Source organism: Bacillus cereus group sp. BfR-BA-01380 (assembly GCF_022663535.1).
GTDB lineage: Bacteria > Bacillota > Bacilli > Bacillales > Bacillaceae_G > Bacillus_A > Bacillus_A cereus_BB.
Genome location: NZ_JAKUFS010000015.1, coordinates 100155 through 121366 on the forward strand (window position 1 = coordinate 100155; position 21212 = coordinate 121366).

Consider the following 21212-nt stretch of genomic DNA (forward strand, 5'->3'; position numbering starts at 1 on the left):
TCACTGCTAATTTACTGTTTCATTCATCAACTCTTCACGATTGTATAGAACCATACGCGGATATGGAATTTCAATCCCGTGTAAATCTAGACGATTTTTAATTTCTTTACGCAGAGCCCTAGCTACTGCAAAATGTTGCATTGGTTCTACTTCAGCCGTAACCCTCAAAACAACCTCTGATGCCGCTAAACTCTGTACCCCTAATAATTGCGGACGAGCAACCATTTGCTCATACCTTGTTGGTAATTCATCTAACAACTTTTCAAGAACTTGTTCTGCATGTTCAATGTCACTTTCATATGAAATAGATACATCTACAAAGGCAACACTATTACTAACAGAGAAATTTGTTACTTCCTTAATACTTCCATTTGGAATAATATGAATTTCTCCTGTCCATTTCTTCATTTTTGTTGTGCGTAAGCCAATTTCTTGAATAACTCCTTCAAATTGACCTAAGCGTACATAGTCCCCTACTGAAAATTGATCCTCTAATAAGATAAAGAATCCAGTAATAACGTCTTTGACTAAGTTTTGTGCACCAAAACCAACCGCCAAACCAACAACCCCTGCACCGGCTAATAATCCTTTTGTATCAATTCCAAATACACCTAAAAGCGCAATTATTACAATGAAAAAGATGACATATGTTAAAATGTTTTCTAATAATTTCGCTACTGTCAACGTTCGTCTTTCAGAAATTTGAATTGGTGATTTGGCCTTTATTTTGAAAGCATTACGAATAATCACTCTGCCAAGTCGAATAACTACACTCGAAATAAGCAAAATAAGTATGATTTTCAGTAAACCGAGACCGATATTCGCCCATAATCCTACATTTAATAACCAATTTATAAAGTCTGTATATAAGTCGTGAAGTCCTTTCATCGCGACCTACCTTTCTATCTTATATTCATTATTCATTGTAACAGAATTTCTCCTATATTTTACGAAAAAAGTTCTTTCATACACTTTTATTTTCACATTCCATGAGGTATAAAATAACACATTTTTTTATATACTAGTACTAGTATTCTACAGACTACATGATACGCTTCATCCTTTTTTATACTTTATAAATCTCTAAATACAAGAGTGCCTCCTCTTCTGTCCATATCACATCTTTTGAAACACTCTTATCCTATAAGAAAGCGACAGCTACATAGCAGGAATACTAGAAACACATTCTAATTATTACCTAACATAAAATAAAGTTTCCCCTAAACTAAAAGCAAAATAGTGCTTATATTAAGAGAAATATTTAATATGCAAAAATTAAGTTTATCCCGCTACTTTAGGGCAGTAAGAGTCCGATTGGTTCAACTAACCATCAGTGAGGGATGAAGCCTCCCACTGATGGAAGTTTCACTTTATATGAAATACACTAAATTCTATTAAAGGATGGATGCTTCGTGAATATCGGAAGTTTTCGTTTACCTTTTTTCGAAAAAGATTCACAACAGGTTATGTATCATGATGTAAATTGCAATCAAACCATTAGTAGTTTTCTACTTTCTCATCTCCCAATCGAACAAAACTCTCCACTTATTATACTTTGTATCGGAACAGATCGCTCAACTGGCGATGCCTTAGGACCCCTTGTTGGTTCAAAACTACAAGATCACAACATTCAAAATTTCCATTTATACGGAACACTAGAATCGCCCGTCCATGCTTTAAACCTGGAAGAAACAATTACAGAAATACACAAATCATTTATGGATCCCTTTATCATTGCAATTGATGCCTGTCTAGGGAAATCACAAAATATTGGCTCAATTACAGTTGGAAAAGGGCCTAGTAAACCTGGGGCAGCTATGAATAAAAAACTTCCTGCAATTGGTGATATGCATATTCATGGTATTGTAAATTTAAATGGATTTATGGAGTTTTTTGTACTACAAAATACAAGACTTAATCTTGTTATGAAAATGGCTACTGGCATTGCAGAAAGTATTATTGAAACTGATAAAAAAATTGCTGTAATGAAAAAAATAAACCATCTATAACTGAAGATGGTTTATTTTTCATCATTCTCCCGCTAAAATCTCTAAAATGCGTTGCAAATCATCTTTATTGAAAAATTGAATTTCAATTTTTCCTTTTTCTTGTTTCGTTTCTTTAATTTTCACAGACGTTCCAAATCGTTCTCGTAACACCGTTTCTTGTTCCTCGAAAAAGATGTTTTTTTGTGGTTTTTGCTTCTTTGTTTCACGTGAAACATATTCATTCATCTGTTGAATAATTTGTTCCAACTGACGGACATTTAATCCTTCTTCTTTAATTCGTTGTAATAAACTATTGATTTTTGTTTTATCTTTTAATGCAAGTAGTGTTCGTCCATGTCCCATAGAAATGCTTCCATTTACAATCATTTCTTGTACAAAAGATGGGAGAGAAAGTAAACGAATGTGATTCGCAATATGTGGTCTACTTTTTCCAAGCCGTTTTGCTAACTGTTCTTGTGTTACCTTAAGCTCTTCCATGAGCATTTGGTAAGCTAATGCTTCTTCAATGGGCGTTAAATCTTCACGTTGCAAATTCTCTAGTAGCGCAAACTCCATCATTTGTTGATCATTTAACTCTCGAACAACGGCAGGAACTGTGTTAAGCTTTGCTTCTTTCGCAGCACGAAATCTCCGTTCTCCTGCAACGATTTCATATCCTTTAATACTTTTTCGAACAATAAGAGGTTGTAAAATCCCATGTTCTTTAATAGATAACGCTAATTCTTGAATTGCTTCACTATGAAAATATTTACGCGGCTGATATGGGTTAGGACGTAATTGATTTACTTGCAATTCTTGAATTGTTTCTCCCTCTTTCACATCTAAATCTGGAAAAAACGCATTAATTCCTCTTCCTAGTCCTTTAGCCACCTGCAATCACTTCCTTCGCTAAATCTAAATACACTTCTGCCCCCCTTGACTTAGCATCATACATCATAATTGGTTTTCCATGACTCGGTGCTTCACTTAAACGTACATTACGCGGAATAATGGATCTATATACTTTATCTCGGAAGTATTTCTTCACTTCATCAATCACTTGTAATCCTAAATTTGTACGAGCGTCTAGCATTGTTAGTAAAACACCTTGAATTGCTAAATTTTTATTTAAATGCTTTTGTACAAGGCGAACTGTATTTAATAATTGACTTAATCCTTCTAGGGCATAATACTCACATTGAACAGGAATAATAACAGAATCTGCAGCAGTTAATGCATTAATAGTTAATAAACCTAAAGATGGGGGACAATCAATAATAATATAATCATATTCATCACGAATTGGCTGCAGCGCACGCTGCAAGCGAACTTCCCGGGAAATTGTCGGTACAAGTTCTATCTCGGCTCCTGCTAATTGAATGGTAGCAGGGAGTACATCTAAATTTTCAGTCGTTGTTCGCTGTATAACAACACGAACATCCATGTCTTCTACAAGCACATTATAGATACATTCATTTAAATCTGACTTTTCAATTCCGACTCCTGTCGTTGCATTCCCTTGTGCATCAATATCAACAAGAAGTACTTTTTTTCCTACTTGTGCCAATCCAGCTCCTAAATTTACCGATGTTGTTGTCTTTCCAACCCCACCTTTTTGATTAGCAATGGCAATGATTTTCCCCACGATGTCACCTACTTTCAACCTTTATATCTTATTCTACTAATGATTATTTTCATTTTAGCATGAAACAATCACGCTTCTTTTGCTTCTGTATATTAAACTTCAAAATTTATTTACAAACTCCTTCTTAATTTTAAAAGAAAATATAGTACTTATAAAGTGAAACTTCCATCAGTGGGGGAAATGCGTGACAAAACAAAAAGACCCCTACCGACGGTTTGAGGTCTTTCTATTTTCTTACTTCTTTTTTGGAATTTTAATTGTAATTTGATAGTATTCGTCAAATTCTTCTTCTTCTGAATCCACATTTAGGCCACTATTCGCAACCATTTGTAAAGATTGACGAATGGTATTCATCGCAATACGCATATCGCGGCTTACCGCTTTTTGTTTTGCTTTTCGTTTCGGTTTCGTTTCTTCTAACAATTGAGCAATTCTATCTTCTGTTTGTTTTACATTCAATTGCTTTTCAACGATTTCTTGTAAAACCTTTAATTGAAGCTCTTCATTTTTAAGTGGAATAAGAGCACGAGCATGACGTTCTGTAATACTCTTCTCTAATAATGCTTGTTTAATCTCTTCGGGTAACTTTAATAATCTCAACTTGTTCGCAATTGTAGATTGCCCTTTACCTAATCGCTGTGCTAATGCTTCTTGCGTTAAATTATGTAATTCAATTAACTTTTGATAAGCAATAGCTTCTTCGATTGCTGTAAGTTCTTCTCGTTGCAAGTTTTCAATTAAAGCAACAGAAGCAGTCTCAGTATCATTCAAATTTTTTATAATAGCCGGAACAGTTTCCCAACCTAATTTTGTAGCAGCTCGAAAACGTCTTTCACCAGCGATAATCTCATATTTATCCTCTCCATACCGTCGAACAACAATTGGTTGAATTAATCCATGTGTATGAATTGTAAGAGCAAGCTCTTCAATACGAGCATCATCAAAAATTGTACGTGGCTGATAGCGATTTGGAATGATATTTACTAACGCAATTTGTTTGATTTCTTCACGGCTTTCTTCTTGTAGCGCTAATTCAGCCTCTTTATCTCCAAAGCCAAATAAACGAGAAAATGTGTTTTTCATACATATTCCACCACCTTGAATCCTATTGAATACTCTATACAAAAATGTTCCATGTGAAACATTTACGCTTTTATCCCGCATTAACGTGCAGTCATATCCCCATCTCAAAATTTTTCCATACACAAAGAAGGTAGGTAGAGAGAAACTGTCCGCAAAAGCCCAATTCGTTCAACTAATGATTAGTAGAGAGATAAAGCCTTTCCACTAATCAAAGTTTCACTTTATTTCTTTCGCTCTAACGGGCAGTAAGCCCACGCCTCAATATTGTAAAGAATCTAAAAAGATAGGTGGTGGATAACTGCCTGTAAAAGCCTGATTCGTTCAACTAACTATCAGTAATGGTAAACAAAATTACTAATAACAACTTTATTTTATACAATTTAATCTTACGTCTAATAAGATTTATTTTTCAATAGGTAATTTATTCGGTGTTCCTGGCTTACGAGGATATTTCTTTGGCGTTTTTCTCTTTTTCTCAATCAATAAAATGTTACGTTCACTTTCCTCGAATGGTAATTTAAACGTAGACATATCCTTCAATTCACCACCAAGCACTTGCAGAGCATATTTACCATTTTCAATTTCTTCATTTGCAGCTGCACCTTTCATTGCAATAAATGTTCCCCCTACTTTCACAAGTGGTAAACACAATTCACTTAAGACAGAAAGGCGAGCAACAGCGCGTGCCATTACAATATCAAAAGATTCACGTACTTCTTCTTTTTGTCCAAATGTTTCAGCACGATCATGACAAAATGCTACGTCTTGTAATTCTAATTTTGTTGCTAAATGATTTAAAAACGTAATGCGCTTTTGCAAGGAATCGACAATTGTAACTTTTAAATTTGGAAAACATATTTTTAATGGAATGCTAGGGAATCCCGCTCCTGCACCCACATCACAAATAGAAAATGGCTTTGAAAAGTCATGATAGAAAGCAGCTGTAATAGAATCAAAAAAGTGTTTTAAATACACTTCTTCTTTTTCCGTAATTGCTGTTAAGTTCATTTTTTCATTCCATTCAACTAATGTCTCAAAATAGATTTCGAATTGTTCTAACTGCCTAGCAGAAAGAGTAATCCCTCTTTCTACTAGCATAGATTGAAATTGTTCTATATTCATCTCGCTATATCTCCTAACTATTTATTGGTTCGATACTCGTGCAATTTTTCCTTGTTCTATATACACAAGTAAGATGGAAATATCAGCTGGATTTACCCCAGAAATACGAGATGCTTGCCCCATAGATAGCGGACGGACATCTTTTAATTTTTGACGTGCTTCAGAAGCTATTCCAGAAATTGCATCATAATCAATATCAACCGGAATCTTTTTGCTTTCCATGCGCTTCATACGTTCTACTTGTTGTAAGGATTTTTCAATATATCCTTCATATTTAAGCTGAATCTCAACTTGCTCTGCTACTTCATCACTAACTTCCACTTCACTTGGAGCAAGAAGGTGAATATGCTCATATGTCATTTCTGGACGGCGTAATAAATCACTCGCACGTATACCATCCTTTAGTTCACTTCCACCAGCTCCGCGAATGATCTCTTGTACTTCAGAACGCGGCTTAATAATAATACTTGCTAAACGTTCTTTTTCTTTTTCAATTTTCTCTTTCTTTGCTGTAAAACGTTCATAACGTTCTTCTGGAATTAAACCAATTTCATGACCAATCTCTGTTAAACGTAGATCTGCATTGTCATGGCGTAATAATAATCGATATTCTGCACGGGATGTTAATAGGCGATATGGCTCATTCGTACCTTTTGTAACTAAATCATCGATTAAAACGCCAATGTATGCATCTGAACGATTTAAAATCACTTCTTTTTTACCTAATGAACGGCACGCAGCATTAATACCCGCCATTAAACCTTGCCCTGCCGCTTCTTCATAACCAGATGTTCCATTAATTTGGCCTGCTGTATATAAATTTTGTATTTTCTTCGTTTCAAGAGTTGGCCACAGCTGTGTTGGTACAATTGCATCATATTCAATTGCATATCCTGTACGCATCATTTCTACGTTCTCTAGGCCAGGAATAGTCTTTAACATCTCACGTTGTACATCTTCTGGCAAACTTGTCGATAAGCCTTGTACGTATACTTCCTGTGTATTACGACCTTCTGGCTCTAAGAAAATTTGATGACGCGGCTTATCATGGAAACGAACAACCTTATCTTCAATGGAAGGGCAATATCGTGGCCCTGTTCCTTTAATCATGCCAGAATACATAGCAGAACGATGTAAGTTTCCATCAATTAAACGATGCGTTTCTTCACTTGTATATGTTAACCAGCATGGAATTTGATCCATGATGAACTTTGTTGTTTCAAAAGAGAATGCACGTGGTGTATCGTCACCTGGCTGAATTTCTGTTTTACTATAATCAATTGTACTACTATCTACACGCGGAGGCGTACCCGTTTTAAAACGAACTAGTTCAAATCCAAGCTCTTCTAGATGCTCTGATAATTTCACAGATGGTTGTTGGTTATTTGGACCGCTTGAATATTTTAAATCCCCAACGATAATTTCACCGCGTAAAAATGTACCTGTTGTAATAACAACCGTTTTCGTTGTATATTCTGCCCCAGTTTGTGTAGCAACACCTTTACATACACCATCTTCTACAATTAAGCGTTCAACCATCGCTTGACGTAATGTTAAATTTGGCGTTTCTTCAATTGTTTTTTTCAATTCATGCTGATACGCAAATTTATCTGCTTGGGCACGAAGTGCACGTACTGCTGGACCTTTTCCTGTGTTTAACATACGCATTTGAATATATGTTTTATCAATATTTCTTCCCATTTCGCCGCCAAGCGCATCAATTTCACGAACAACGATTCCCTTTGCAGGTCCACCAACTGAAGGGTTACACGGCATAAACGCAACCATATCTAAGTTAATTGTTAACATTAATGTTTTTGCTCCCATACGAGCTGCAGCCAAACCGGCTTCACATCCTGCATGGCCTGCACCGATTACAATTACATCATAAGAACCAGCGTTGTATCCCATTTTCTATTCCTCCTTACAATTACTTTCCTAAACAAAATTGAGAGAATAACTGATCAATTAAACTTTCGTGTACAGTGTCTCCTGTAATTTCACCGAGTATTTCCCACGTTCTTGTTAAATCAATCTGTACCATATCAATTGGCACGCCGCTATGAATAGCCGCGATTGCATCACCAATCGTCTTTTCTGCTTGTGTTAATAAACCAATGTGACGAGCATTTGATACATATGTCATATCAGCTGCTTCAATTGTTCCTTCAAAGAAGAGATCAGCAATTGCCTGTTCTAGCTCATCTACACCTTTCTCTTCAAGTAAAGCTGTTGTAATAACACGAGCTGAACCAGCTAATTTTGCAACATACTCCATATCAATTTGCTGCGGTAAATCTGTTTTATTTACAATGACAATAAAGTCTTTTCCTTGCACCGCTCGAAATAACTCTTCATCTTCGTTTGTTAACGCTTCGCTATAATTTACAACAAGAAGAACTAAATCTGCTTTAGTCATCATCTCTTTTGAACGTTCAACACCAATTTGTTCTACGATATCCTCTGTCTCACGAATACCAGCTGTATCAATAAGTTTAAGAGGTACACCGCGCACGTTCACATATTCTTCAATAACATCTCGGGTCGTTCCTGCTATATCTGTTACAATTGCTTTCTTTTCTTGTACAAGACTATTTAATAGCGATGACTTTCCAACATTCGGCCTTCCGATAATAGCCGTTGCAATTCCTTCACGCAAAATCTTCCCTTGCTTTGAAGTTTGTAGCAACTTTTCAATTTCTGATTTGACATAGGTTGCCTTCTCAATTAAAACACCATGCGTCATTTCTTCAACGTCATCGTATTCCGGATAATCAATGTTCACTTCTACATGAGCTAACGTTTCTAAAATTTCTTGTCGCAAACGACCAATTAATTTCGATAATCGACCTTCCATTTGATTAATCGCAACGTTCATTGCACGATCTGTTTTAGCACGAATTAAATCCATAACCGCTTCCGCTTGCGATAAGTCAATACGCCCATTCAAAAAAGCACGCTTTGTAAATTCTCCAGGCTCTGCCAAGCGAACACCTTGTGATAAAATAAGCTGTAATACTTTATTTACAGAAACAAGGCCACCATGACAATTTATCTCAACAATATCTTCACGCGTAAATGTCTTTGGTGCCCGCATAATTGAAACCATAACTTCTTCAATCACCTTATTTGTATCTAAATCCACAATATGCCCATACTGAATTGTATGAGATGGAACTGTCGTCAAATCTTTCCCTTTAAAAATACGGTTGACCTTCTCTACCGCATCATCTCCACTTACTCGAACAATGGCAATTGCACCTTCCCCAAGAGCTGTGGAAATCGCAGCAATTGTATCAAATTCCATGTTCTTTCACCTCACTTGCTTATTTCTATATATTTCAACACGATTTTTTCTTTCACTAAATTATTAGGATACCATAACGAAACTGCGTAAAAAAGAATAATAACTTATTTTATTATGTCCTCACCTAAATCGCACTAAACTTATGCACAGTGGATAAGTTTAGTGCGATTTACTTATCCACAGATCATCCTCTGTCTTTATATTTTATCCAGTAAAAAACCGGCACTCAAACGAGTTACCGGTTTATCCCGCTATTCACGGGCAGTAATATTCCCACCTCAAATTTCGGTGAAAGCAAAGAAGTTAGGTGGGAGATAAACTGCCCGTAAAAGCCCGATTGGGAGGGCTAATAATCAGCGGGGGATCTTCTTCCCCCACTGATTAAAGTTTCACTTTATCCCGCTCTAAAAGAAAGTAAAACTCCTACTTCAATCTTCTAAGAAATGTAAAGCAGATAGGTTACCTATAAGAGCCTGGTTTGTTCAACTAGCCAACCCTCTAGAATCAATTCCTCAGGATGGAAGTTTTATTTTATTTCGGAGATACAACAACATGTCGATGTGGTTCTTTACCTTCAGACGTCGTAATCACATATGGATGATTCGAAAGTGCTTGATGTATAATTTTTCTTTCAAAAGAAGGCATCGGTTCTAACACAACTCTTTTTTTCGTATTGCCAACTTGCTTCGCTAACCGAAGCGCAAGCGATTCTAGCGTATTTTTTCGTTTCTCACGATAATTTTCAGCGTCGATTGTTACACCGATATATTGTTTCGTGCTACGATTTGCAACAAGTTTTGTTACATATTGTAAAGAATTTAATATATTACCTCTTTTTCCAATTAATACACCAACATCGCTACCAGAAAGTGTAAAATGGATATCACGCCCTTTTACATCTGTTCCAACAGTTACATCAACATCCATTTCTTTTATGATACTTTTCAAATAAAGTTCTGCTTCTTCTACAGGATCTTTTTTTACAATGACCTCTACAATAGCAGGCCGTCCTCCAATAAAGCCAAGAAACGCCTTTTTCCCTTCATCAATGACATGTATCTCAACTTTCTCTCTTGATACTTGTAATTGTTCTAATGCGAATTGCACTGCCAGTTCGACTGTTTGTCCTTTAGCAGTAATCATACTCACTTACTTGATCCTCCTGCCTTACTAGCCTTAAGATCCGGCCCTTTGATCAAATATGTTTGAGCGATACCAAAGATGTTACCTACTACCCAGTAAAGAGATAATGCAGCTGGGAAATTAATTGCGAAAACTAAAATCATGATAGGCATAAGCCAAGTCATCATTGCCATTTGTGGATTTTGTGCAGCAGTACCAGCCATTGCAAGCTTTTGTTGAATAAACGTTGTGATCGCTGCAACAATTGGAAGAATGTAATATGGATCAGCATGACCTAAATCAAACCATAAAAAACTATGCTGTTTAATTTCTGCCGTTCTGATAATTGCATGATAAAATGCAAATAAAATTGGCATTTGAATAAATATTGGTAAACAACCTGCTAATGGATTGATACCATGTTTTTGATACAACTGCATCATTTCTTGTTGTAATTTTTGTTGAGTTGCTTGGTCTTTAGAACTGTGTTTTTCTTTTAATTTTGCCATTTCAGGTTGTATTACTTGCATTGCTTTCGTACTCTTCGTTTGCTTAATCATTAATGGTAATAAAGCAAAACGAATGATAAGAGTCGTAACAACAATCGCTAAACCATAGTTATTGCCAAATAATTTTGCAAAATACGTGATTAACTGAGAAAGTGGGTATACGAAATATTCATTCCAAATTCCCGTACTTTGCGGTGTAATCGGCTGATTTGTTTGATTACAGCCAGCAGCAATTGCCATAACAGCAATAAGCATGACTAGTAAGCCTATCTTTTTTTTCACAGCCTGCTCCTCCTTGTTTCGGTATGTATATAGTGTAATTCATTTCCCTCTTTTTTCGCCACTTTTTGCCCGTTTAACTCCTGAGCGCTGCAGAGCATGAATTAAGCTTTTCTTTAATTGTTCATAGTTCATGTCTGAACAAGGCTTCCTTGCTATTATAACAAAATCTTTTCCAGAATCTATCTCATCTTTTAACTCTGTAAAAGCTTGACGAATCATACGTTTAATACGATTACGCATGACTGCATTTCCTAATTTCTTACTAACGGAAAGACCAATTCGAAAATACGGTTGATCAGGCTTTTCTAACTGATATATAACAAATTGACGATTGGCATTTGATTCTCCATTTTGAAAAACAGCTTGAAATTCCTCATTCTTCTTTACACGATTCTTTTTCTTCATATCAATTGAACACTCCTGTATTTCGCCAGTGGAAAATTCATAATTACTAGAAAAAAGACCACTGAACGATCAGTGGCCTACGCAGATAATACTTTTCTACCTTTACGACGACGAGCTGCTAGAACTTTACGTCCGTTCGCTGTGCTCATACGGCTACGGAAACCATGTACTTTGCTGCGCTTACGTTTATTTGGTTGATAAGTTCTTTTCATTATATGACACCTCCCTGAGGAATAACTGTTAAAGACAGTCCTATAAATTATAGTTAATTTGCTAGGAGAATGTCAATGCTTCTAAAAATTTTAATCAAATATTCACATTCTCCCTATTCACAAGGTTGTTCACAGCACACTCTATTCGTTGTGGATAATTTTTTTCGCCACTTTTTTCTATCCACAAATATTTTTTTTACTTTTACACAGTATATCGTACTGTGGACAAGTTTATTCCACAAGGTATTGATTTTGTGGATAACTTTCCGAAATACATTGCTATCGCTATCTTTTTTTGATATTATAGTTGTGTTTTCACCTTGAACAAGTTTTCCACAATTATCATTTATCCACAATTTGTGCATAACTTGTGGACATGTATACTCACATGTGTATAAAAAGTTTTCCACAATGTGTTTTTTGTCGAAAACTCTATCTTGTATTTAAAGCACTTTTTTTCTTTTAAAAATTGTTTCGTATAAATATACAGCACTTTTCGCTTGCATTGTACAAATATTAAACATCCTGTTTACTCATCATCTTTTGTAAAGGAGGGACACCTTTGGAAAATATTTCGGATTTATGGAATAGCACCTTGAAAGAATTAGAAAAAAAAGTGAGTAAGCCTAGTTATGAAACATGGCTTAAGTCTACAAAAGCGTATTCTTTAAAAAAGGACGTTTTAACAATTACTGCGCCAAATGAATTTGCACGTGATTGGTTGGAATCCCATTATTCTGATCTTATTTCAGAAACAATTATTCATTTAATGGGAGCAGAACTTACAATTCGCTTTATCATTCCACAAAGTCAAACAGAAGAGGAATTTGACTATCCTCCTCTTCAAAAGAATAAAACAATGCATGATGAACCTAATCATTTCCCACAAAGTATGCTTAATCCCAAATATATATTTGATACTTTTGTAATCGGTTCTGGCAATCGTTTTGCCCATGCTGCTTCTTTAGCTGTGGCGGAAGCACCCGCTAAAGCATACAATCCCTTATTTATTTATGGGGGAGTCGGACTCGGAAAGACACATTTAATGCATGCGATTGGCCATTATGTCATCGAACATAATCCAAACGCAAAAGTCGTTTATCTATCATCTGAAAAGTTTACAAATGAGTTTATTAATTCTATTCGTGATAATAAAGCAGTAGATTTTCGCAATAAATATCGAAACGTTGATGTTCTGCTTATAGATGATATTCAATTCCTTGCCGGAAAAGAACAGACACAAGAAGAATTCTTCCATACGTTTAATGCATTGCACGAAGAAAGTAAACAAATTGTAATTTCAAGTGATCGTCCACCAAAAGAAATCCCAACATTAGAAGATCGCTTACGCTCACGTTTTGAATGGGGACTCATTACAGATATTACTCCTCCAGATTTAGAAACAAGGATTGCAATTTTACGTAAGAAAGCAAAAGCTGAGGGGCTCGATATCCCGAATGAGGTTATGCTTTATATTGCCAATCAAATTGACTCTAATATTCGTGAATTAGAAGGTGCCCTAATTCGTGTTGTAGCGTACTCTTCTTTAATTAATAAAGATATGAATGCAGATTTAGCTGCTGAGGCACTAAAACATATTATTCCAAATTCAAAACCAAAAATTATTTCAATTTATGACATTCAAAAAGCTGTAGGGGATGTTTACCAAGTAAAATTGGAAGACTTTAAAGCAAAAAAGCGTACAAAGTCTGTCGCTTTCCCTCGTCAAATTGCAATGTATTTGTCTCGTGAATTAACTGATTCCTCTTTACCAAAAATCGGTGAAGAATTCGGAGGACGTGATCATACTACAGTCATTCATGCCCATGAAAAAATTTCAAAGTTGTTAAAAACAGATACACAATTACAAAGACAACTTGAAGAAATTCGCGATATTTTAAAGTAATAATTAAATAATGTGAACAACGTGAATAACTATCCTTGTTTTACACACAGTCTATCCACATGTAGATAGACTGTTTTTCCGTCCTTTAAATAAGTTATCCACATATCCACAAGACCTATTACTATTACTACTAATTTTTTATTATTATTAAATAAATTCAATTTTATACTTACCGGAGGTTTTCGATATGCATTTTTCAATTCAAAAAGACTACCTTGTCAGAAGTGTACAAGATGTAATGAAAGCTGTTTCCTCTCGTACAACAATTCCAATTCTTACAGGGATTAAAATTGTAGCAACCGAAGAAGGTGTTACATTAACAGGTAGTGATGCAGATATATCCATTGAATCTTTTATCCCAGTTGAAGAAGATGGAAAAGAAATTGTAGAAGTAAAAAAATCTGGAAGTATTGTTTTACAAGCAAAATATTTCAGCGAAATTGTAAAAAAATTACCGAAAGATACAGTTGAAATTTCTGTAGAAAGTCATTTTATGACAAAAATAAAATCTGGAAAATCTGAGTTTAATCTTAATGGTCTAGATGCAGCTGAATATCCATTATTACCACAGATCGAAGAACATCATGTATTTCAAATTCCAACAGATCTTTTAAAACATATGATTCGACAAACTGTATTCGCTGTATCTACATCAGAAACACGCCCGATCTTGACAGGTGTAAACTGGAAGGTATATAACAGCGAGTTGACTTGTATTGCAACAGATAGTCATCGCTTAGCACTTCGTAAAGCAAAAATTACAGGACAAACGATTGCAAATGAACTTCAAGCTAACGTTGTGATTCCAGGAAAAAGTTTAAATGAGTTAAGTAAAATTCTTGATGAATCAGAAGAGATGGTAGATATTGTTATAACGGAGTATCAAGTCCTATTCCGCACAAAGCACTTATTATTTTTCTCTAGACTATTAGAAGGTAACTATCCTGATACTACAAGACTAATTCCGCCTGATAGTAAAACAGATATTTTTGTAAATACAAAAGAATTTTTACAAGCAATTGATCGGGCGTCATTATTGGCAAGAGATGGACGTAATAATGTTGTGAAATTATCAACTTTAGAAAATGAAATGTTGGAAATTTCATCGAACTCTCCAGAAATTGGAAAGGTAGTAGAAGAAGTTCAATGTGAGCAATTTACAGGGGAAGAGTTGAAAATTTCGTTTAGTGCAAAATATATGATGGATGCATTAAAAGCGTTGGATAGTACAGAAATTAAAGTTAGTTTCACTGGTGCCATGAGACCATTTTTAATTCGTACTGTAAACGACGATTCCATTATTCAATTAATTTTACCGGTACGTACGTACTAAAATAAGGTAAGGGTTACTAGTGCAAATCTACTGGTAACCCTTTTGATTTCTTGCTATTACTTTCCTAATGCTTGTTTATTTAGTACAATGAAAGAATGAACACTTTTAGAAAGTGAGCGATTTATTATGAAACATATTCAAATTTCGACAGAATATATTACATTAGGACAATTTTTAAAACTGGCTGACGTGATTGATACAGGCGGAGCGGTAAAGTGGTTTTTACAAGAGTATGAAGTGTATGTAAATAAAGAGCTTGAAAATCGACGAGGCCGAAAATTATATACAAATGATATTGTTGAAATTCCGGAGATCGGAACATTTCAAGTTCAAGGATAAAGGGGGATCCCTTTGTATATTACAGAACTACATTTACAAAACTATCGCAATTATGAGAAGTTAGATCTTTCCTTCGAAGATAAAGTAAACGTAATTATTGGTGAAAATGCGCAAGGAAAAACTAATTTGATGGAAGCGATCTACGTATTAGCGATGGCAAAATCTCATCGAACTTCTAATGATCGTGAACTTATCCGATGGGATGAGGATTATGGTAAAATAAAAGGAAAACTACAAAAAAGAAATAACTCTTTGTCTTTAGAGCTAAATGTTTCCAAAAAAGGAAAAAAGGCAAAGTTAAATGGGCTTGAGCAACAAAAATTAAGTCAATATATTGGCGTAATGAATGTTGTTATGTTTGCACCAGAAGATTTAAATCTTGTCAAAGGAAGCCCTCAAGTACGAAGACGTTTTTTAGACATGGAGCTTGGACAAATAGCTCCTGTGTATTTGTATGAATTAAGTCAATATCAAAAAGTCCTTACACAGCGTAATCATTTGCTTAAAAAAATGCAAGGAAGCAGTAAGAATGATGAAGCTATGCTAGATGTGTTTACACTTCAGCTCGTTGAACATGGTGTAAAAGTGTTAAAAAAACGTTTTGAATTTTTACGTCTATTGCAAGAATGGGCATCTCCAATTCATCGAGGGATTAGCAGAGGACTTGAAGAGCTAGAAATAGTTTATAAACCAAGCATAGATGTATCAGAATCCATGGATTTGTCGAAAATAGAAGAAGTATACTATGAAAGTTTCCAATCTGTGAAACAACGTGAAATCTTCCGTGGTACAACCTTAATTGGGCCTCATCGTGACGATTTGCAATTCTTTGTTAACGGGAAAAATGTTCAAGTTTTTGGTTCACAAGGACAGCAACGAACGACCGCGCTTTCCCTAAAGTTAGCTGAAATCGAATTGATTTATTCAGAAGTTAACGAATATCCAATCCTTTTATTAGATGATGTGTTATCGGAACTGGACGATTACAGGCAATCACATCTGCTTAATACGATTCAAGGAAAAGTGCAAACGTTTGTAACAACGACAAGTGTTGATGGAATTGAGCATGATACATTAAAACAAGCAAAAACAATTCATGTAACGAACGGCACAGTGGATTGTGGAGAAGAAGATAAATAACTTCTGTCTAAATGGAAAAGTAGGTGATCTTTGTGTCAATGGAACAAAAACAAGTTGAAGAAAACGCATATGACGAAAGTCAAATACAGGTGTTGGAAGGATTAGAAGCAGTTCGAAAACGCCCAGGGATGTATATTGGTTCAACAAGCGGAAAAGGTCTTCATCACCTTGTATGGGAAATTGTTGATAATAGTATTGACGAGGCATTAGCAGGATATTGTGATGAGATTAATCTAGCTATTGAAGAAGACAATAGTATTACAGTAACAGATAATGGTCGCGGTATTCCGGTTGGGATGCACGAGAAAATGGGTCGTCCCGCTGTAGAAGTTATTATGACAGTCCTTCATGCGGGGGGGAAATTTGGCGGCGGCGGTTATAAAGTTTCTGGGGGTTTACATGGTGTAGGTGCTTCTGTCGTAAATGCATTATCAACAGAGTTAGAGGTATTTGTTCATCGTGACGGGCAAATTCATTATCAAAAGTATGAACGTGGTATTCCGGTTGCGGACTTAAAGGTGATTGGGGATACAGATCATACGGGTACAGTAACGCGTTTCAAACCGGATGCAGAAATTTTTACTGAAACGACGGAATATGAATTTGATACGTTAGCAACTCGTTTAAGAGAGCTAGCATTTTTAAATCGTGATATTAAATTAACAATTGAAGACAAACGTGAGCATAAACAAAAGAAAGAATTCCATTATGAAGGCGGAATTAAGTCTTATGTTGAGCATTTAAATCGTTCTAAAGAACCAATACATGAAGAACCGGTATATGTAGAAGGTTCAAAAGATGGAATTCAAATTGAGGTTGCTCTTCAATATAACGAAGGATATACAACTAACATTTATTCATTTACAAATAACATTCATACGTATGAAGGTGGTACGCATGAAGTAGGATTTAAAACAGCATTAACACGTGTGATTAATGATTATGGCCGGAAAAATAATATTTTAAAAGATGCTGATAGTAATTTAACGGGTGAAGATGTTCGTGAAGGTCTAACGGCTATTGTATCCATTAAACATCCAAATCCACAATTTGAAGGGCAAACGAAAACGAAACTCGGAAATAGTGAAGCAAGAACAATTACAGAATCGGTTTTCTCTGAAGCATTTGAAAAGTTTTTACTTGAAAATCCAAATGTCGCTCGAAAAATTGTAGATAAGGGAACGATGGCAGCACGTGCTCGTGTAGCTGCGAAGAAAGCTCGTGAATTAACGCGCAGAAAAAGTGCACTGGAAGTGTCAAGCTTGCCAGGCAAACTTGCAGATTGTTCTTCTAAAGATCCTTCTATTAGTGAAATTTATATCGTAGAGGGTGATTCCGCTGGCGGTTCTGCGAAACAAGGGCGTGATCGTCACTTCCAAGCGATTTTGCCGCTTAAAGGAAAAATTATTAACGTCGAAAAAGCACGTTTAGATAAAATTTTATCAAACGATGAGGTGCGAACAATTATTACTGCGCTTGGCACTGGTATTGGTGGAGATTTCGATATTGAAAAGGCACGTTATCACAAAGTTATTATTATGACGGATGCTGATGTCGACGGCGCTCATATTCGTACCCTATTATTAACGTTCTTCTACCGTTATATGCGTCAAATTATTGAGCACGGCTATATATATATTGCACAGCCGCCATTATATAAAGTGCAACAAGGTAAGCGAGTTGAGTATGCTTACAACGATAAAGAACTTGAAAATATATTAGCAGAGATTCCGAAACAACCAAAACCAGGTATTCAACGCTATAAAGGTCTTGGAGAAATGAATCCAACGCAGCTATGGGAAACAACAATGGATCCAGAAGTACGTTCACTTCTTCAAGTTTCGCTTCAAGATGCAATTGAAGCAGATGAAACATTTGAAATTTTAATGGGTGATAAAGTTGAACCACGTCGTAACTTTATCCAAGAAAATGCAAAATATGTGAAAAACCTTGATATTTAATGATTGATGACAGGAATCTGAGTATTCCTGTCTTCTACGTATAAATGAACATGGTATATCGATCGGAAATGTAATGAGGAGGTGCTGGTTGATGTCAGACAACCAACAACAAGGCCGAATTCGAGAAATTAATATTAGCCAAGAAATGCGTACCTCGTTTTTAGATTATGCGATGAGCGTTATCGTATCTCGTGCACTGCCAGATGTTCGTGATGGATTAAAACCCGTTCACCGCAGAATTTTATATGCGATGAACGATTTAGGAATTACTGCTGATAAAGCGTATAAGAAGTCTGCGCGTATTGTTGGTGAAGTAATTGGTAAGTATCATCCACACGGTGATTCAGCGGTATATGAAACAATGGTGCGAATGGCCCAAGACTTTAGTCAACGTTATATGCTAGTAAATGGACATGGTAACTTCGGTTCTGTCGATGGTGATTCGGCGGCTGCGATGCGTTATACAGAGGCAAAAATGTCCAAGATTTCTATGGAACTATTACGTGATATCACAAAAAATACAATTGATTATCAAGATAACTATGATGGTTCGGAAAGAGAACCAATTGTATTACCTGCGCGCTTTCCTAATTTATTAGTAAATGGTGCAACTGGTATCGCCGTTGGGATGGCAACGAATATTCCTCCGCATCAGCTTGGTGAAGTAATTGATGGGGTATTAGCGTTAAGTCACAATCCGGAGATTACAATCGCAGAATTAATGGAGTATATTCCCGGCCCAGATTTCCCAACAGCTGGTCAAATTCTTGGACGAAGTGGAATTCGAAGAGCGTATGAAACAGGGCGTGGTACAGTAATTCTTCGTGCAAGAGTAGAAATCGAAGAGAAGGCAAATGGGAAACAATCTATTATTGTAACTGAACTACCATATCAAGTGAATAAAGCAAGGTTGATTGAAAAGATTGCGGAGCTTGTTCGAGACAAAAAGATTGATGGCATTACAGATTTACGTGATGAATCAGATCGAAATGGTATGCGTATCGTCATGGAATTACGACGAGATGCAAATGCAAATGTGTTATTGAATAACTTATATAAACATACATCACTTCAGACAAGCTTTGGTATTAATATGCTATCGCTTGTAAATGGAGAACCGAAAGTATTAAATTTAAAAGAATGTCTATATTATTACCTGGATCATCAGAAGGTCGTTATCCGTAGACGTACTGCATATGAATTAGAGAAAGCAGAAGCTCGTGCTCATATTTTAGAAGGTTTACGCGTCGCGTTAGATCATCTTGATGAAGTAATTACTCTAATTCGTAATTCGAAGACAGCAGACATTGCAAAGCAAGGATTAATGGAACGTTTTGGCTTAAGCGAAAAGCAGGCACAAGCAATTTTAGATATGCGTTTGCAACGTTTAACGGGATTAGAACGTGAAAAAATCGAACAGGAATATCAAGAACTACTTGCATTGATTGCGGAGTTAAAAGCAATTCTCGCAGATGAAGAGAAGGTTCTTGAAATTATTCGTGAAGAATTAACAGAAGTTAAAGATCGCTTTAATGATACACGAAGATCAGAAATTACAATGGGCGGTATGGAAGCAATCGAGGATGAAGATTTAATTCCAGAGCAAAACATTGTAATCACACTTACTCATAATGGGTATGTGAAACGATTACCAGCTTCTACGTACAAAACGCAAAATCGTGGCGGACGTGGAGTGCAAGGTATGGGAACAAACGATGATGATTTTGTAGAACATTTATTAACAACATCTACACATGATCATATTTTATTCTTCACTAATAAAGGGAAAGTATACCGCACGAAAGGGTATGAAATTCCTGAATATAGTCGTACAGCAAAAGGTATACCGATTATTAACTTATTAGAAGTGGATAAAGATGAATGGGTAAATGCGATTATCCCAATCCGAGAATTTAACGACGATCAATTTTTATTCTTTACAACAAAATACGGTATTGCAAAAAGAACGCCGCTTTCCTCATTTGCTAATATTCGTAACAATGGTTTAATCGCTATTTCTCTTCGTGAAGAAGATGAAGTAATTTCTGTCCGTTTAACAACAGGCGAAAAAGATATGATTGTGGGAACAAGTAACGGTATGTTAATTCGCTTCCATGAACAAGATGTTCGCTCGATGGGACGTAATGCAGCGGGTGTGAAAGCTATTACGTTAGGTGAGGAAGATCAAGTAGTTGGCATGGAAATCGTTGAAGAAGAAATGGATGTCTTAATTGTAACGAAAAATGGTTATGGTAAGCGGACGCCAGTTGAAGAATATCGCCTCCAAAGCCGTGGAGGGAAAGGTCTTAAAACATGTAATATTACAGATAAGAATGGTAAGTTAATTGCTGTTAAGTCTGTAAATGGTGAAGAAGATATTATGCTGATTACAGCAGCAGGTGTTTTAATCCGTATGCCGGTGGATCAAATCTCTCAAATGGGACGTAATACACAAGGTGTTCGTTTAATTCGTTTAGAAGGCGAGCAAGAAGTAGCGACGGTAGCAAAAACACAAAAAGAAGATGAAGAAGACATACAAGAAGATCAAGAAAGCTCAGAAGAATAAGGGGGATTTCCCTTATTCTTTTTTTTTATAAAAAGTGCTTGCATAGGAGGAGCGAAGTCTATATAATAGGCAGAGTCAGCAATTCACTGAAACAAAATGTTAAAATAAGTTGTTGACGAATATGAAATGTTATGTTATATTATAAAAGTCGCCAAAACGCGACATTGAACTTTGAAAACTAAACGAAACAAACAACGTGAAACGTCAATTTTTATTTATGATGCTAGACAAACTTTATTGGAGAGTTTGATCCTGGCTCAGGATGAACGCTGGCGGCGTGCCTAATACATGC

18 protein-coding genes are annotated in these 21212 nt (G+C 35.9%); 7 read left to right on the forward strand and 11 right to left on the reverse strand.

Going from position 1 to position 21212, the window contains the following annotated elements; all coding sequences use genetic code 11:
- Nucleotides 1–6 precede the first annotated feature (6 nt).
- On the reverse strand, nt 7–888 hold the full coding sequence (locus MR076_RS15190) for a mechanosensitive ion channel family protein (protein WP_242221984.1): 882 nt from the start codon (nt 886–888) through the stop codon (nt 7–9).
- A gap of 524 nt (nt 889–1412) precedes the next feature.
- Between MR076_RS15190 and yyaC the strand changes: the two genes are divergently transcribed.
- A complete protein-coding gene (gene yyaC / locus MR076_RS15195) occupies nt 1413–2009 on the forward strand; it encodes a spore protease YyaC (protein WP_242221986.1) in 597 nt (198 codons plus the stop codon).
- A gap of 21 nt (nt 2010–2030) precedes the next feature.
- Here the strand turns inward: yyaC and MR076_RS15200 are convergent, their stop codons facing one another.
- From MR076_RS15200 to rpmH, 10 genes are all read right to left on the reverse strand, one after another.
- The gene (locus MR076_RS15200; RefSeq protein ID WP_242221988.1) at nt 2031–2879 is read right to left on the reverse strand and encodes a ParB/RepB/Spo0J family partition protein; all 849 of its coding nucleotides are present in this window, start codon (nt 2877–2879) and stop codon (nt 2031–2033) included.
- Complete coding sequence (soj, locus tag MR076_RS15205; protein WP_242221990.1) at nt 2872–3633, reverse strand: sporulation initiation inhibitor protein Soj; 762 nt, start codon at nt 3631–3633, stop codon at nt 2872–2874. Before soj ends, MR076_RS15200 begins: the two co-directional genes overlap by 8 nt.
- A 234-nt stretch (nt 3634–3867) precedes the next feature.
- Nucleotides 3868–4716 carry a nucleoid occlusion protein gene (gene noc, locus MR076_RS15210; RefSeq protein WP_242221993.1) on the reverse strand — a complete coding sequence of 283 codons (849 nt, stop codon included), beginning with the start codon at nt 4714–4716 and terminating at the stop codon, nt 3868–3870.
- Between the two features lie 402 nt (nt 4717–5118).
- Nucleotides 5119–5838 (reverse strand): 16S rRNA (guanine(527)-N(7))-methyltransferase RsmG, encoded by a 720-nt coding sequence (gene rsmG, locus MR076_RS15215; protein ID WP_242221994.1) that lies wholly within the window; start codon nt 5836–5838, stop codon nt 5119–5121.
- A 21-nt stretch (nt 5839–5859) separates the two neighbouring features.
- Nucleotides 5860–7749: a tRNA uridine-5-carboxymethylaminomethyl(34) synthesis enzyme MnmG gene (gene mnmG, locus MR076_RS15220; protein WP_242221997.1), complete on the reverse strand. Its 1890-nt coding sequence runs from the start codon at nt 7747–7749 to the stop codon at nt 5860–5862.
- Between the two features lie 19 nt (nt 7750–7768).
- Nucleotides 7769–9145, reverse strand: coding sequence for a tRNA uridine-5-carboxymethylaminomethyl(34) synthesis GTPase MnmE (gene mnmE, locus MR076_RS15225; RefSeq protein ID WP_242221999.1), 1377 nt, complete (start codon nt 9143–9145; stop codon nt 7769–7771).
- A 531-nt stretch (nt 9146–9676) separates the two neighbouring features.
- Nucleotides 9677–10294, reverse strand: a complete 618-nt coding sequence (jag, locus tag MR076_RS15230) for an RNA-binding cell elongation regulator Jag/EloR (protein ID WP_242222001.1) — start codon at nt 10292–10294, stop codon at nt 9677–9679.
- The gene (gene spoIIIJ / locus MR076_RS15235) at nt 10291–11058 is read right to left on the reverse strand and encodes a YidC family membrane integrase SpoIIIJ (protein ID WP_242222004.1); all 768 of its coding nucleotides are present in this window, start codon (nt 11056–11058) and stop codon (nt 10291–10293) included. Before spoIIIJ ends, jag begins: the two co-directional genes overlap by 4 nt.
- A 39-nt stretch (nt 11059–11097) precedes the next feature.
- Nucleotides 11098–11463 (reverse strand): ribonuclease P protein component, encoded by a 366-nt coding sequence (gene rnpA / locus MR076_RS15240; RefSeq protein WP_242222006.1) that lies wholly within the window; start codon nt 11461–11463, stop codon nt 11098–11100.
- A gap of 77 nt (nt 11464–11540) precedes the next feature.
- Nucleotides 11541–11675 carry a 50S ribosomal protein L34 gene (gene rpmH / locus MR076_RS15245; protein WP_000831901.1) on the reverse strand — a complete coding sequence of 45 codons (135 nt, stop codon included), beginning with the start codon at nt 11673–11675 and terminating at the stop codon, nt 11541–11543.
- A gap of 562 nt (nt 11676–12237) precedes the next feature.
- On the opposite strand from rpmH, the gene dnaA reads away from it, so the two are divergent.
- The 6 genes from dnaA (at nt 12238) to gyrA (ending at nt 20920) form a co-directional block, all read left to right on the forward strand.
- Nucleotides 12238–13581: a chromosomal replication initiator protein DnaA gene (gene dnaA, locus MR076_RS15250; protein ID WP_242222008.1), complete on the forward strand. Its 1344-nt coding sequence runs from the start codon at nt 12238–12240 to the stop codon at nt 13579–13581.
- Nucleotides 13582–13768: 187 nt separating this feature from the next.
- A complete protein-coding gene (gene dnaN / locus MR076_RS15255) occupies nt 13769–14914 on the forward strand; it encodes a DNA polymerase III subunit beta (protein ID WP_242222010.1) in 1146 nt (381 codons plus the stop codon).
- 126 nt (nt 14915–15040) lie between these two features.
- Nucleotides 15041–15253 (forward strand): S4 domain-containing protein YaaA, encoded by a 213-nt coding sequence (gene yaaA / locus MR076_RS15260; protein WP_242222013.1) that lies wholly within the window; start codon nt 15041–15043, stop codon nt 15251–15253.
- Between the two features lie 12 nt (nt 15254–15265).
- Entirely contained in the window at nt 15266–16393 is a 1128-nt protein-coding gene (gene recF, locus MR076_RS15265; RefSeq protein ID WP_242222014.1) for a DNA replication/repair protein RecF, read from the forward strand.
- A 38-nt stretch (nt 16394–16431) separates the two neighbouring features.
- Nucleotides 16432–18354: a DNA topoisomerase (ATP-hydrolyzing) subunit B gene (gene gyrB, locus MR076_RS15270; RefSeq protein ID WP_242222016.1), complete on the forward strand. Its 1923-nt coding sequence runs from the start codon at nt 16432–16434 to the stop codon at nt 18352–18354.
- Nucleotides 18355–18445: 91 nt separating this feature from the next.
- A complete protein-coding gene (gyrA, locus tag MR076_RS15275) occupies nt 18446–20920 on the forward strand; it encodes a DNA gyrase subunit A (RefSeq protein ID WP_242222018.1) in 2475 nt (824 codons plus the stop codon).
- The last annotated feature ends 292 nt before the right edge of the window (nt 20921–21212 follow it).